The 14384-nt window shown below is 39.8% G+C and carries 13 protein-coding genes; 3 read left to right on the top strand and 10 right to left on the bottom strand.

Annotated elements, in window-relative coordinates; translation table 11 throughout:
- Window positions 1-33 precede the first annotated feature (33 nt).
- A complete protein-coding gene (gene idi, locus C0W29_RS14915) occupies window positions 34-564 on the top strand; it encodes an isopentenyl-diphosphate Delta-isomerase (protein ID WP_045041802.1) in 531 nt (176 codons plus the stop codon).
- 60 nt (window positions 565-624) lie between these two features.
- On the opposite strand, the gene C0W29_RS14910 is transcribed toward idi, so the two are convergent.
- The 8 genes from C0W29_RS14910 to C0W29_RS14870 all read right to left on the bottom strand — a co-directional run bounded on the left by C0W29_RS14910 (window position 625) and on the right by C0W29_RS14870 (window position 9254).
- Complete coding sequence (locus tag C0W29_RS14910; protein ID WP_045041803.1) at window positions 625-1011, bottom strand: RidA family protein; 387 nt, start codon at window positions 1009-1011, stop codon at window positions 625-627.
- 109 nt (window positions 1012-1120) lie between these two features.
- Window positions 1121-1606, bottom strand: coding sequence for an arginine repressor (locus tag C0W29_RS14905; RefSeq protein WP_036796119.1), 486 nt, complete (start codon window positions 1604-1606; stop codon window positions 1121-1123).
- A gap of 309 nt (window positions 1607-1915) precedes the next feature.
- A complete protein-coding gene (gene pyrI / locus C0W29_RS14900) occupies window positions 1916-2383 on the bottom strand; it encodes an aspartate carbamoyltransferase regulatory subunit (RefSeq protein WP_036796118.1) in 468 nt (155 codons plus the stop codon).
- Window positions 2384-2398: 15 nt separating this feature from the next.
- Window positions 2399-3328: an aspartate carbamoyltransferase gene (gene pyrB, locus C0W29_RS14895; RefSeq protein ID WP_045041804.1), complete on the bottom strand. Its 930-nt coding sequence runs from the start codon at window positions 3326-3328 to the stop codon at window positions 2399-2401.
- 431 nt (window positions 3329-3759) lie between these two features.
- A complete protein-coding gene (locus C0W29_RS14885; RefSeq protein WP_045041806.1) occupies window positions 3760-4770 on the bottom strand; it encodes an ornithine carbamoyltransferase in 1011 nt (336 codons plus the stop codon).
- 121 nt (window positions 4771-4891) lie between these two features.
- Entirely contained in the window at window positions 4892-5806 is a 915-nt protein-coding gene (gene arcC, locus C0W29_RS14880; protein WP_036796113.1) for a carbamate kinase, read from the bottom strand.
- A gap of 63 nt (window positions 5807-5869) precedes the next feature.
- Window positions 5870-7090, bottom strand: a complete 1221-nt coding sequence (arcA, locus tag C0W29_RS14875) for an arginine deiminase (protein ID WP_045041807.1) — start codon at window positions 7088-7090, stop codon at window positions 5870-5872.
- A 715-nt stretch (window positions 7091-7805) separates the two neighbouring features.
- Window positions 7806-9254, bottom strand: coding sequence for a YfcC family protein (locus tag C0W29_RS14870; RefSeq protein ID WP_045045340.1), 1449 nt, complete (start codon window positions 9252-9254; stop codon window positions 7806-7808).
- 534 nt (window positions 9255-9788) lie between these two features.
- On the opposite strand from C0W29_RS14870, the gene rraB reads away from it, so the two are divergent.
- Window positions 9789-10187 (top strand): ribonuclease E inhibitor RraB, encoded by a 399-nt coding sequence (rraB, locus tag C0W29_RS14865; protein WP_036796109.1) that lies wholly within the window; start codon window positions 9789-9791, stop codon window positions 10185-10187.
- Between the two features lie 201 nt (window positions 10188-10388).
- The gene (locus C0W29_RS14860; RefSeq protein WP_045045339.1) at window positions 10389-12824 is read left to right on the top strand and encodes a beta-mannosidase; all 2436 of its coding nucleotides are present in this window, start codon (window positions 10389-10391) and stop codon (window positions 12822-12824) included.
- Window positions 12825-12924: 100 nt separating this feature from the next.
- On the opposite strand, the gene C0W29_RS14855 is transcribed toward C0W29_RS14860, so the two are convergent.
- Both C0W29_RS14855 and C0W29_RS14850 read right to left on the bottom strand, forming a co-directional pair.
- On the bottom strand, window positions 12925-13830 hold the full coding sequence (locus tag C0W29_RS14855; RefSeq protein ID WP_045045338.1) for a bifunctional helix-turn-helix transcriptional regulator/GNAT family N-acetyltransferase: 906 nt from the start codon (window positions 13828-13830) through the stop codon (window positions 12925-12927).
- An 84-nt stretch (window positions 13831-13914) separates the two neighbouring features.
- Complete coding sequence (locus tag C0W29_RS14850) at window positions 13915-14328, bottom strand: DUF2061 domain-containing protein (RefSeq protein ID WP_045045337.1); 414 nt, start codon at window positions 14326-14328, stop codon at window positions 13915-13917.
- Between the last annotated feature and the right edge of the window lie 56 nt (window positions 14329-14384).

The following is a 14384-nucleotide window of genomic DNA, read 5'->3' as shown; positions in this document are numbered from 1 at the left end:
AACAGAATTTTGTGATAGAAGTAGAAGATAATTATGACTGAAGAATATGTAGTATTAGTAGATGAAGAGGGCCATGAGCTTGGTCTACAAGAAAAAATGCAGGCTCACCGTGATGGTGCATTGCACTTAGCTTTTTCAGTATTGCTTTATCGTGATACTCCCAATGGACGTGAATATTTATTACATCAACGTGCTTTAGAAAAATATCATAGCGGCGGTTTATGGACTAACACTTGTTGTTCTCATCCACGTCAGGGTGAAACGATTAATCAGGCTGGTATTCGCCGTTTACAAGAAGAAATGGGTATTACATTGACGACCCCGTTAACGGACGTAGGCCATTTTTGTTATTATGCTAAATTAGATCAACAGTTAATTGAACATGAGTTGGATCATGTTTTGATTGCGAGTGGTAGTGAGGTGATATTTACGCCAAATCCTGCTGAAGTGATGGCATATCGATGGTGGCCTATCGCTGAGTTACAACAACAATTACATCAAAACCCCCAGCTATTTACGGCATGGTTTGCGCAAGTGTTAGCGACAGTAGAACAAGCATATTAGCGTGCTAGCGGGAGAAAAAAGCGATCACTGATTTCAGTCTCGTGATCGCTTTTTTGAGCATTATTTACGTACAGCAATCGCTTCAATTTCAATTTTCACATCTTTAGGTAGACGTGCAACCTCAACACAAGAGCGAGCTGGGTAAGGCGCTTTATGTTCATCAAAGAATGCACCATAAACCTCATTTACAGCACCAAAATCGTTAAGATCTTTTACGAATACAGTCATTTTTACAATATCAGCAACACTCAGACCTGATGCTTCAACAACTGCTTTAACGTTATCTAATGATTGACGTGTTTGAGCAGCAATATCTTCTGCAACTTCACCTGTTTGTGGATTAACAGGGATCTGACCTGATGTCATTACCATGTTACCAAGATCAACACCTTGTACATAAGGACCGATCGCTGCAGGAGCTTGCTCTGTATGAAGAATTTTTGTCATGAGTTATCCTATTTTATGATCATTTAAAGGCTCAATAATAGCCTTTCAGTGGTAACTAATATGGGGGCAATCAAGCCTATATTCAACTCACCAGCATTGATATCAGCGGCTATTTCAAACCTAAATATTGCTTTACAACCTGTAAGCATTGGTTAATTCGCATAATATCTTTTGGCGCTACCATAACGGTATCATTGCCGCCAATGGTACCTAAAATATCCACATGGGGTTGCATATCAATTAATCGAGCGACCAATTGTGCACCACCTGGGTGGGTTTTTATCACAATAACCAATTGATTATGAGTAATAAATTCAATTTGTGACGCAATTGATGCATGTATTTTAATCGGTTCATTTTCAGTGGTTAGGCAATAAATTTTTTTACCTGTCGCATTAGGAACCTTAGTCACCCCTAATCGTAATAATAGCCGTGATACCGTTGATTGACTGATATCGTTAAAGCCTAATTTAATTAATTGATGCCGAATATCATCTTGCGTTGTAAAACTTTGTTGTTGTAATAAGCGTTTACATGCAGATGTCATATTATCATTACAATAATTATCATCGATTGCAGGCAGCTGGGTATCCATTCGAAGTCACTCCTTGGCAAGGTATGGATCAATAACAGATTAGGCAATATAGATTATCGGTATAGCAATAATGAGGTAGTAGCTATTGTTTGCGTGTTGTTGCATATTGATGGTAGCAATTATAATGTAGCGGAGATATGACCATTATCACCAAATAACAAACGTTATATTAAGTTATTTCAGTGAATGATAGTAATGTGATGTCGGTTTACGTTATGGATTCGCTGTAAGATGCTTGAAAGCCTATGAGGTAAAAAGACCCAGCAATAAAGGATAAGCTATCGCTGGGTAAATGACCGAGTGAGAATGTTAACTATTACATTCAGTCACAATTTGACGCGAAAAGACTTTTTCACAGTATTTACACTTAAGTTGAATATCGGCTTTTTTAGTTAAAACTTTAAAGCCACTCGCAACAGGTTCACCATGTGAAATGCAGTTGCTGTTAGGGCACTTAAAGATGGCACTGATAAACTCAGGTAACGATAAATTTAGTTTCTTAACTACCGTATAGTTTTCAATTTGATTAACGGTAGCTTGAGGAGCATAAAGGGCTAATTGATTGGCTTGATCTTCTGTCACAAACACATTTTCAATTTTAATGAGATCCTTTGCTCCTAATGCTGAAGACGGTAAATTAAGACCGATAGTAACGCGTTCATTTGTACCATCAATATTGAATAACTTCAGGATCTTAATGCCAACATTTGCTGGAATATGATCGATAACGGTACCGTTTTTAATTGCTTCAACTTTAAGTTGGGTTTCTTTAACCATGATCGTCATACCTCTTTATAGGGTTTCATTAAGTACAAGTGCAAGTAACGCCTGACGTGCATAAACGCCATTCTCTGCCTGCTGGAAGAAATAAGCATGCTTAGTCTTATCTACATCAACCTTGATTTCATCAACGCGCGGCAGTGGGTGTAATACTTTTAGGTTGTCGCGTGCATTTTCAAGCATGTTAGCTGTAAGAATATAGGCAGCTTTCATATGTACATATTCAGATTCGTCAAAACGCTCTTTTTGAACACGTGTCATATACAGAATATCCAGTTCAGGGATCACATCTTCCATGTTGTTATGTAAGCTATAGCTGATACCTGCATCATCTAATTCTTCGCAAATATAATCGGGCATTGCGAGTACTTCAGGTGCAATAAAGAAGAATTTAACGTCATTAAATTTTGATAGGGCTTGGGTTAATGAATGTACTGTACGGCCATATTTTAAATCACCCACAAAAGCGATATTTATCCCATCAAGTCGACCTTGGGTTTCATGGATAGTAAAGAGATCTAACAACGTTTGGGTAGGATGTTGGTTTGCGCCATCACCACCATTGATAACAGGAACACCATTAGAAAACTCAGACGCCAAGCGAGCAGCACCTTCTTGTGGATGACGCATTACAAAGGCATCCACATAAGAGGTAATGACTTGTACTGAATCGGATAATGTCTCGCCTTTGTTTGCTAACGAGGTATTTCCTGGGGAGTCAAACCCTACCACCGTGCCGCCTAAGCGCTGGATTGCTGTTTCAAAAGAAAGACGAGTTCGGGTTGATGGTTCAAAGAAGCAACTTGCGACTACTTTATTTTTTAGTAAAGTCGGGTTTGGCTCAGCTTTTAGTCTCGCCGCGGTATCAATAATAAGCTCTAGTTCAGCGCGGTTAAGCTCGGGGATGGAAATAATATGCTTTTTAAACAGCGAATTAGCCATGGCTTCTTTCCCTATGATGGTGTGATTAAATTGAAAACTTTTTGGTTTGCTAAATTTTAGGCAAAAAAAAGCCCCCTAGTTAAAGGAGGCTTTTTTTTGAAAAATAGTAAAAATAAAATAACGAACCATCATCAATGAATGATTACTACGAGTTAATTTGATGTTGATGGTAGGGTTCATTTTTTATCTCTTGCTAGGCAAATTGCAAAGATTATACCGTCTATTTTTTATGGCGCAAGCGTTTGCGTTAACTATTCAAGCGGCGGATTTTTATGCAATTATAAAAAGGATGTTTTTTGTTTTTTATATTTTTATATCTATGAAATATAAAGTTTTTATTAAAGTTGAAACAATATACTTGCAAGAAAATGCGGTTACCGCTCACGTGAGCGGTAACTGATTAAGGATTGATTGCGCTCAAGTTTGAGCGTTTAGTTTCCTAGTGTGGCAACCATTACTGCTTTGATGGTATGCATTCGGTTTTCTGCTTCATCAAAAACAATTGAGTGGCTTGATTCAATCACTTCGTCGGTTACCTCAACCCCTTTGGATAGCATCGGATAAGCTTGAGCTAATTCTTTACCGACAGTAGTATCTTCACCATGGAATGCAGGTAAACAGTGCATAAATTTAACATGTGGATTACCAGTGGCTTTTAACATTGCCATATTCACTTGGTATGGCAGCATCAAATTAATCCGCTCAGCCCAAGCTTCTTTTGCTTCGCCCATCGATACCCAAACATCAGTGTAGAGGAAATCACAGCCTTGAACACCTTCTTGAACGTCTTCTGTCATGGTGATTTTAGCGCCGGTTTCAGCGGCAATATCACGACATTGAGCGACAAGTTTAGCATCAGGCCAAAATGCTTTTGGTGCCACTAAACGAATGTCCATCCCCATTTTAGCTGCGCCAACCATTAATGAGTTGCCCATGTTATTACGTGCATCACCGAGGTAAGCAAATGACATTTGATGGAGCGCTTTACCACGACCATGCTCTTGCATGGTAAGGAAATCCGCCAGAATTTGAGTTGGATGGAATTCATCGGTTAATCCATTCCAAACCGGGACACCAGCGTACTGACCTAGCTCTTCTACAATCGCTTGACCAAAACCACGATATTCAATGCCATCATACATTCGGCCTAATACACGCGCGGTGTCTTTCATTGACTCTTTATGACCAATTTGCGAGCCAGAGGGACCCAAATAGGAGACTTGGGCGCCTTGATCAAATGCCGCTACTTCAAATGCACAACGGGTACGAGTTGAGGTTTTTTCAAAAATAAGTGCAATGTTTTTACCCGTAAGGCGTGGTTGCTCATAACCATTGTATTTTGCTTTCTTTAATTCAGCCGAGAGTTCAAGTAAATGTTGAATCTCACGAGGAGTGAAATCTAGTAATTTTAGGAAGTTACGATTGCGAAGATTAAAAGCCATGATGTATCCCTCTTAAGGTTCAGTATCTCTTCGACTGAATCTTGTTATGATTTAGTTGCTAAATAATAGGTAATGTTAATAATATGTTTATCTTATTTTCGGTTAATTGTGAATAGTTATTCTACTTTTCTGCAATAATATTTGTTCCAGCAAGACCTTTTAGGATCTTTAATCCATCATCTAGTGCACCGATACCAACTAGTTTTCCACCTTGGTTGATAAATTCACATGAGGCTTCAATTTTGGGTCCCATTGATCCGGCATCAAAATGATAATGTGCTAACGCACGTGGGGTGATGCTAGTGATTGCTTTTTGGGTTGCTTTACCCCAATCGAGATAAACAGCATCAGCGTCGGTCAAAATCAGTAGTGCATCAGCATTTAATTGTTTAGCGAGGTATGCTGCTGACATATCTTTATCAATCACGGCTTCGACACCGACAAGTTTGTTATTTTCACGTTTAACGGGAATACCGCCACCGCCAGTACAAATAACCAAATGATTTCTTTTAATTAGGGTTTCGATGGCATCGCATTCAACAATACCAATTGGTTGTGGGCTCGGAACAACACGGCGGAAATATTGGCCGTCAGCTTTAACTGTCCATTGAAATTTTTCAGCCAATTCACGTGCTTCAGCTTCTTGATACACCGGTCCGATGGGTTTGGTCGGATCGGAAAAAGCCGGATCTTGCGGATCAACCAACATTTGGGTGAGCATGCAAGAGACTTCTTGCTGTGGTAGTAAATTTTTAAGCTCTTGCATCAAGATATAGCCGATCATGCCTTGGGTTTCTGATCCCAATACGTCTAATGGGTAAGGCATGACCTGTTTATATTCCAATCCTTGGAGTGCGAGTAATCCTACTTGAGGGCCATTACCGTGTACGAGTACCACATTATATTGTTGTGCGATTGCGGCGATGGTTGTGGCCGCTGTGGCGATGTTCTGACGCTGAATACTGGCTTCTAAAGGCTCGCCGCGACGAAGTAAGGCGTTACCACCAAGGGCAACAACGACAGTTTGTTTAGTCATAGCTGTGTATCTCCACATTTATGAGGGGCTGATCGAGAGTTGTATCAGCCTTTTTTATTGGGGTTAAATGCCATCACGTTCAATTGGGCAGCTCATACAGCGAGCACCGCCACGGCCACGACCCAGTTCATCACCAGGGATAGGTAGCACTGTGATCCCTGCTTTATCATATTTTTCATTGGTATAGGTGTTACGCTCATAGCCAATAACAACCCCAGGACTGACGGTTAGTACATTGTTGGCATCGTTCCATTGCTCGCGCTCAGCTTCAAAATTATCGCCGCCGGTGGTAATTAAATTAAGTTGGTTAACCCCAAGTGCTTTTTCGATAGCGTTAACAAAAGACTTTTCTTCTTTGGCTTTGACACTGCCATAAGCATCACCAGTTAAGCTCCAGCATTGAACATCTTTACGAATAACTTCAGGATAAACTGAGAAGGTATCTTCACGCATATGGGTCATAACGGTATCGAGGTGCATACATGAACGGTGTTTTGGTAATTCCATCGCAATCACTTGCTTAGCTTGACCATGTTTAAATAGATTTGATGCAAGTGCTTCAACGCCTTGTGGGGTAGTGCGTTCTGACATTCCAATTAATACGCTGCCTTTACCTATAACTAAAACATCACCGCCTTCGATGGTGGATTTGTCATAAGCTTGCTGTTCATCACCAAAATACTTAATGAAATCTTGACCAGCAAAAGTCGGATGCCAGCGATAAATAGCTCGTAAATGATTGGTTTCACGTTGACGAGCTTCTTTGGCCATCGGATTAATAGAAACACCGCCATAAACCCAACATGAGGTATCACGGGTAAAAAGATGATTGGGTAGTGGCTTAATAATAAAGTCACAAGCTGAATGCATTTTTTGCATAATAGAAGATGATTGCAGTGGTAATTCGGCGTAACTTAGACCACCTAATAAAATTGAAGCAAGTTCAGTATGAGACATATCTGCTAAGAAACAGCGAATATCATTAGCAAAAGTATTACCAAAACGATAATTTGATATTTGAGTTGATAATAGCCAATCTTTTGCTTCCGCTACGGCTAATGTTTCACTTAACATGGTTTGTAATAATAAAACTTCAACGCCTTGTTGGCGTAAAGTATTAGCAAAAATATCATGTTCTTCACCCGCTCTTTCGACGGATAATACATCATCAAATAATAATTCTTGGCAATTTGATGGTGTAAGATTATTTAAAGCACGCTCTGGACGATGAATAAGTACGCGGCGTAGTTGACCTATTTCAGAACCCACATAAAAGTTACTCATGATAGTATCCTTATTTTTATGCCTATTATTGATTGGCTATTTTAAAGTTACGAAGCGTTGAATAAGTATTGAATGTTGTTTATGTAATTAATTCTACGTGGTTAATATTATTTGTATAAGATCACTATCACACTTTAATTATTAATGACTTAGCTTGTATTTAATGATTATTTACGACATTTGTCAGTCGTGAAATAATTTAATATCATGATTTATTATGTAGATTGGTTGTTTTTTTAAAGAGTGAATTTAATTTAAGTTGTTGTTTTTATATATTATTTGTTTTTGGTGTGGAATGTTATGCATTTTTGTTTTTTAATTAAGTTTTTATCACTTAAGATATTATTCAATTAGAGTGACTATATATATTTAAATATGGTTATTGATCTGGTTTTAAATTTTTTAATTGTTTTTTTTGTGACGTTTGTGTTGTGCGTTATTTTAAGTTTAATCGTTATTTTTTCAATTTAAATATGTGGTTGGTATTGTTTTTTTTTGTGCGGAATAATAGTGTTATTGGCGGTTAATATATATTGATGGCTTGGCTGTTTAATAATTATTATCTAGATGGTATTTATTATGTGTAAATAGGATAGTTACTATTATTAATGAAATAATAGTATTTGAATTGTCAATAATACTGATGGTGAGTGATTGTTAATTATTAGATACAAAAAAACCGCCCGTGGGCGGTTTATATAAAATAAAACAGTTACTACATTAATATGACCCCAACACTGAGTACTGCCATCGTAAATATAATAATAATACCTAATAATGGGGCAACCCATTTTAACCATCGTACATAAGGTACGCGTGCAATAGCCAGCCCTCCCATCACCACTGCAGATGTTGGTGTAACCAGGTTAACAACTCCCGATGCTGATTGATAAGCTGTAACAACGAGATCGCGTCCTACTCCTGAAAAATCAGCCAGTGGCGCCATAATTGGCATAGTTAATACGGCGAGTCCAGATGTTGAAGGGACTAAAAATGACAGCAGGATCTCTAATATATACATGACGTTAATAAAGACGACTGCTGATAGCCCGGTAACGATATGTTCGGCTGAATTTAGAATAGTGTCAGTGATCATGCCGCGATCCATGATTACCACGATGCCACGTGCAATCCCGATAATTAATGCTACGCCGAGTAGATCTCGTGCACCATCAATAAAGCTAGTAGAGAAATCTTCCTCGCTCATTCGTGACACTAAGCCAATAAGAATTGAAGCACCAAGGAACATTGCTGATATTTGTGGCATCCACCAACCAGCAATAGCAACGCCATAAATCATCACCGCAAACGATAATCCAAAAATAGCTAGAATGATTTTACGGGTAGTAGTGAATTCCAGCATTTGATCAGATTGGTTACTTAAAAAATGGGCTTTATTTTGTTCATATTGATCATACACAATTGATTTGGTTTTATCTTCCCGCACCATTTTTGCATAGCGCATGACATAAGCAACGCAGATTAACCAACCGACAGTAAGAATAATAATGCGTAGCATAATGCCATCGGTAAAGGGTATTCCAGCAGCATTGGAAGCAATCACGGTAGCAAATGGGTTAATGGTTGATCCTAACGTTCCGATACCTGCGCCAAGTAATACTGTCGCCGCAGCAACGAGGGGATCAAAACGGGCAGCCATCATTACAGGCACTAATAAGGTATAAAAAGGCAATGATTCTTCTGCCATACCATAAATTGTTCCGCCAGCAGCAAACAGTCCCATTAGGATTGGGATCATTAACTCTTCTCTACCATGTAAACGTGCTGTCACGCGTTCAATGCCAGCATCAATGGCACCGGTTTTGGTGACGAGTCCTAAGAAGCCACCAATAATTAAAATAAATAATGACACGTCAATGGCTGCTGCTTCATAAGACTCATGATTGTAAAAACCATCTATAGGTGCGAGTAACACATCGATAACGCCCTGAGGGTTGCTAGCAACGGCTTTATAAGTACCAGTAATGGGCACTTCTTTTCCTAGTTCAACATTCATTTCTCGATCATATTGCCCGGCTGGAACAACCCATGTCAGGGCAGCTACAAACGCAATGAGTGTAAATAAGATGGTGTAAGCCGACGGGAATTTTAATTGAGCAAAGAAGCTTTTTTTGTGTGGTTTAATTTTTGTGTGTGTCGTCATGGTTATCTCCTACACCCTTGGTTAGTGATAACCATAAGGTGTGTTTGTCTGCATCAGTGATAATGATCACTGATGAAAAAAGAAGGAACAAACAATAAACGTAACTAATTGAAAAACATCGTAGTCTAGCAGGGGTGAATAGATCATAAATGATCTCGTTTTGACTGCAGGACAGCATGATTCTAAGGTGGTTTATAGTTGCTAACTTAACGATTGCTCACAGTTTATTACTTTTATTTTGGGGTGTTTGGCGATGATTTTTAGGCTGAGGATATTTGTGTAAAAAAAATGGATGGCTATGCGAATAGTGACAACCAAGGGTTAGGATAAGTGTGTGTACTGTAGTCATTGGTGAATAATCGGCATAATGAGCATGGAATCTTATGCACATTGGTGAGTATTCGACGGTTAGCAGTTAATCCTTCAAGGGTTGATTAAGATCAATTTAGGCTTGGCTGATGCGTAAGATATGGTAATTGAGTGCAAACCATGCGATATTTGCCAGCAAATTTATTCCATAGGTGGAGTGATACCATGTCTTACGCAGAATTGATTGCAGAGCAAAAAGAAGAAACTCGCGAAATTATTGCCGCGTTACTTGAAGATGGCAGTGAGCCAGAGGCGCTTTACACTATTGAGCACCATTTCTCTGCAGACACATTTGAAGAACTAGAAGCCGCTGCGGTTGAAGCATTTAAACTTGGTTTTAATGTTTTAGAAGCAGAAGAGCTAGAGCTTGATCCTGAAGATGGCGGCGGCAAGGTTGTATGTTTTGATGCCGTAATGGAATCAGCTCTAAACGCAGAATTAATTGATGAGCAAGCTGAAAAGCTGATTAAACTGGCTGAAAAGCACAGTATCGATTATGACGGTTGGGGCACTTACTTCGAATCTGACGAAGATGATGAAGAAGAGAATGAAGACGAAGAATAAATCGTCATAACACCACTCTGTTCTTAAAAGCCGGCATTTTGCTGGCTTTTTCTACTTTTTGGCTGTGATATCAAACTTGGATATCGACGACATGATAGAAATTTACTCGTGATCACTGTCTGTAATCACGACGCGTGTAAATCTTCCCATTTATCCTCATACATTTAAATCATACTGAATAACTCAGTATTGGAGTGATTGATGACAATCTCACTTAATGGCCAGTGGTTGCTTGCGTGTGTTCAACGTTCAGCAATTCAAGACCTTCATATTGATTTGCCGGGTGATGTTCACTCAGCATTATATGCAGCTGGAGAGATCCCTGATCCTTATTGGGCAACCAATGAAAAAAAAGTTCAGTGGGTTGGTGAGTGCGACTGGATTGTCAGCCGCCACTTTGAATTAACAGCCGAGCAACTGACGTGTAATGCCATGGACTTGGTATTGAATCAGCTTGATACGGTTGCTGAAATTCGTGTTAATGGTCATACCGTTGCAGATTTTAATAATATGTTCATGCGCCATAAGGTGGATGTATTAAGTTGTTTGCAAGTAGGGACTAACCGCATTGAAATAGTATTACATCGTGCTGATTTAGCCGCTAAAAATCGCGCCGATAAATTACCATTTCCACTTCCATGGGCTGAAGGTAATAACCAAATTCCATTTATGAATACCCTTCGTAAACCACAATTTCATAGTGGTTGGGATTGGAGTATTTGTCTGTCGGTATTGGGTGTTTATGGTGATATTGTACTGCAACCCATTGAGCACGTACGTATTAGTCATTTAGCCACCAAACAGAAATGGCACCAGCAAGAGTGTGAATTGGCGGTTACGTTACATTATGAAGTTGTCTCTGAAAAAGGTTTGGCTAATGCGTCAGTGACCTTTGATGGGCAGACTTTCCACCTTACGCTTGATCGCGAAGCAACCAAAGCCAGTGTGATTTTTCGAATTGATAATCCACGTCATTGGTGGCCTGCAGGTTATGGCAAACAACGACTCTATAAGTTAGCACTTGAAGCTGATGGGGTTGCGATCACTAAGCAAATTGGATTGCGTAAATTAGAATTGGTAACGGAAGACGACGATCATGGTCAAAGCATGGTAGTGATGGTCAATGATGTACCCATTTCAGTTCGTGGTGCCAATTGGATTCCGCTTGATGCAATGCCTGCACGTATGACTGAACAACGTTATCGTAGTTTGTTAACCGATGCGGCCGCAGCCAATATGAATATGCTGCGGGTGTGGGGCGGTGGCATGTATGAAAAAGACATCTTTTATAATCTTTGTGATGAGTTAGGGCTACTTGTTTGGCAAGATCTGATGTTTGCTAATGCTCTTTATCCGTCAACGCCTGATTTCATTGCTGAAGTTGAGCAAGAGGTCGAATTCCAAGTTCGGCGCTTAAAAGATCACCCAAGTTTAGTCTTGTGGTGCGGTGATAATGAAGTTTTGGGAGCAATTAATCGTGATCCTGAGTCGCGTCAGCATCGTGAAAAGCATCTGATCAATTATGATCGTCTTAACCGTACTTTAGCTGAAGTGGTTGAGCGTGAAGATCCATCTCGTCGTTTCTGGGTTAGCTCACCATGTAATGGTGAATTGGATATTATAGATACTTGGCACCATGATCCTCATCGCGGTGATATGCACTGTTGGGATGTGTGGGATAGTGGTAAAGAGTTTGATGCTTACCTGCAAGTTACGCCGCGTTTTTGCTCTGAATTTGGGTTTCAATCCTGGCCGTCGTTACCAACCGTAAAAAGTTGTTTACCTGAGCAAGATTGGAATATTAGCTCGCCAAGTTTTGAAAGCCATCAGAAAAGCACGAATGGTAATTCGATCATTACCGAGATGTTTACCCGTTATTTCCGTTTTCCTAATGGATTTGTCAATATGCTGTATTTATCGCAAGTGCAACAAGCATTAGCCGTTAAAACAGCCGCTGAATATTGGCGTACACAAAAACCGACTAACCGCGGCATGCTATTTTGGCAGTTAAATGATTGTTGGCCCGTAAGTTCATGGTCATCATTAGAATACAGTGGTCGTTGGAAACAATTGCATTATCATGCTCGGCGTTTTTTCGCTCCGCAAATGGCAACTTTTACGCGTGATCAACAAGGGCTGAAGTTACATTTAGTCAATGATGGTCGTAAAAATACCGAGTTAAAAGGTGAAGTGGTGTGGCAAAGTTGGGATGGCGAAATTCTTTATCGTGAACCGATTGCTCAATACTTAGAAGCAGACTCGACCAAAGTGGTGTGGGAATGGTTAAATGAGGATTTAGACGGCCATGAACAAGATGGTTTCTTCCATGTTCATTTGTATAGTGGCCAGCAATTGATTGAGAACACGTGGTTTCCTGCACGACCAAAATATTGTGAGTTGGCTTGTCCTGATTTACGCTTTGAAGTCGCTGAGCACAATAATGAGATCGTGGTGATGCTGAGTAGCAGTAAACCAGCATTTTTTGTGCATTTGGAATTTGAAGGTGAAGGGCGATTTGAAGATTCAAGTTTTACTCTAGTACCTGAGCACCAACGGCAGATTAAATATATTGGTTCAGCGAGCTATGCTGAAGTGGTGCAAGGGCTGCGAGTTTATCATCTAAAACAAAGTTACTAATTACCAATAATATAGAATAAACCCTGCTTGTTATTACCGCGATGTGATTCAACAAGTAGGGTTTTTTATTGCCGCTGTTATTTTAAGGTGGCGTGATTATTTAGAAGGTTTTGATCATTTTAATTTCACAACTATCGTGACCAGTATTGCCCATACGCTGTGGAATGTTAACAAATCCAAGTGATTGGTATAAATAAATCGCTTCTTTAAGTGCTGCGGTAGTCTCTAAATAGCAGCCTTTATATCCTTGTTGGCGAGCAAACTTTAATGCTTGTACTGCTATTTTTCGCGCTAAGCCTTTACCGCGTAATGCGGGTAAAAAATACATCTTTTGTAATTCACACCAATCTTCTTGTCCCGCCAGTGCCGCCACACCTCCACCACCTAAAATACGCTGATCTTTTTCTATCACCCAGTAGTTGCAATTATCGGGTCGGTAAACGTGTGCCATATTATCTAAAATAGGATCGTTTACGCTGTAACCTTTGTCGCCTGTGAGTCCATATTCAAGCGATACTTTACGAATAATTGTCGCAATAGCGGTGTTATCGAATGCGGTAATGGGTCTGATCTTATACTCCTGCTGTTGTTCTACCGCAGTGAGTGCACGTGAATAGCGATGTAAACTTGAGCCCAAATGGGTGATTTCATCATCATCGAGCTGATCTAAAATATGTTGGCTATTGATATCAAGTTGGCGGTGTAATTGTTGTAATGCTTGCTGACCGGTTGATGTTAATTGGGATAATTGACTACGCCGATCGGTTGGGTGGCTAATGGTGGTGACTAAGTTTTGATTAAGTAGCATCGCAAGATTACGACTGGCATTGGATTTATCGACTTTTAAGTGCTGTGCCATTTGACTAACACTGCATGGGCCTTGCTCAAGTTCAATTAAGGTATGTGCTTGGACTGGAGTTAATGCCATGGCACCACATTGATTATTGAGCATGCCTAATTGGCGCACCAGTTGTCGAGAAAGTTGGCGCAGTTGCTGGGGGTGCATAAACACATCCTAATTGTTGTTGATCGCAACTAAATAATAGCGGCGATTAACCGTAAAATCAGTGATGAAAGTCGTGTGCTGTTGTTAATGATGTAAACAAACCATCATCGACATTAACTGTTGTGGCTGATTTTGTGATTGTTGTTTTTTCTGCCATACGCGTTCGTGAAGGTAATAAGCTAGAGTGTTTATGGTTGGTTCGATCATTGCCATAGCACCACCAATCACTAAATCACCCGTTAAGAGGTAGACTACCGTAAAAGCAACACTGAAATGGAGTACTGCAAAACTGATGGTTTTACGGCTAGGGGATGCAGATTGGGTTTGGATAAGCTTTTTAGTCTGCCATATTTTTTCATGGAAGTAGAATGCGACGGTATTGACCATAGGTTCAACCAAAGCAATTAGGCCGCCAATTAAGAGATCACCCGTTAATAAGAATGCCAAACTAAAAGCAACGGTAAAGTGGATTGTGGCAAAGCTGAGGGTTTTCTTCATAAGGTTAATTCCATTAATTTGATGTAATGAGTATTACAAAATTATATCAATAGGTA

The organism is Photobacterium kishitanii (assembly GCF_003026355.1).
Lineage (GTDB): Bacteria > Pseudomonadota > Gammaproteobacteria > Enterobacterales > Vibrionaceae > Photobacterium > Photobacterium kishitanii.
The sequence above is the reverse complement of the archived record's forward strand: the minus strand, read 5'-3'. Positions and strand labels throughout refer to the sequence as shown.

What these genes read in the sequence shown, in the direction of transcription:
- C0W29_RS14860 (WP_045045339.1), top strand. Translation starts at nt 10,389, where the DNA reads ATGACAATCTCACTTAATGGCCAGTGGTTGCTTGCGTGTGTTCAACGT.
- pyrI (WP_036796118.1), bottom strand. Translation starts at nt 2,383, where the DNA reads ATGGTTAAAGAAACCCAACTTAAAGTTGAAGCAATTAAAAACGGTACC.
- C0W29_RS14850 (WP_045045337.1), bottom strand. Translation starts at nt 14,328, where the DNA reads ATGAAGAAAACCCTCAGCTTTGCCACAATCCACTTTACCGTTGCTTTT.
- C0W29_RS14870 (WP_045045340.1), bottom strand. Translation starts at nt 9,254, where the DNA reads ATGACGACACACACAAAAATTAAACCACACAAAAAAAGCTTCTTTGCT.
- C0W29_RS14910 (WP_045041803.1), bottom strand. Translation starts at nt 1,011, where the DNA reads ATGACAAAAATTCTTCATACAGAGCAAGCTCCTGCAGCGATCGGTCCT.
- C0W29_RS14855 (WP_045045338.1), bottom strand. Translation starts at nt 13,830, where the DNA reads ATGCACCCCCAGCAACTGCGCCAACTTTCTCGACAACTGGTGCGCCAA.
- pyrB (WP_045041804.1), bottom strand. Translation starts at nt 3,328, where the DNA reads ATGGCTAATTCGCTGTTTAAAAAGCATATTATTTCCATCCCCGAGCTT.
- rraB (WP_036796109.1), top strand. Translation starts at nt 9,789, where the DNA reads ATGTCTTACGCAGAATTGATTGCAGAGCAAAAAGAAGAAACTCGCGAA.
- arcA (WP_045041807.1), bottom strand. Translation starts at nt 7,090, where the DNA reads ATGAGTAACTTTTATGTGGGTTCTGAAATAGGTCAACTACGCCGCGTA.
- idi (WP_045041802.1), top strand. Translation starts at nt 34, where the DNA reads ATGACTGAAGAATATGTAGTATTAGTAGATGAAGAGGGCCATGAGCTT.
- C0W29_RS14885 (WP_045041806.1), bottom strand. Translation starts at nt 4,770, where the DNA reads ATGGCTTTTAATCTTCGCAATCGTAACTTCCTAAAATTACTAGATTTC.
- arcC (WP_036796113.1), bottom strand. Translation starts at nt 5,806, where the DNA reads ATGACTAAACAAACTGTCGTTGTTGCCCTTGGTGGTAACGCCTTACTT.
- C0W29_RS14905 (WP_036796119.1), bottom strand. Translation starts at nt 1,606, where the DNA reads ATGGATACCCAGCTGCCTGCAATCGATGATAATTATTGTAATGATAAT.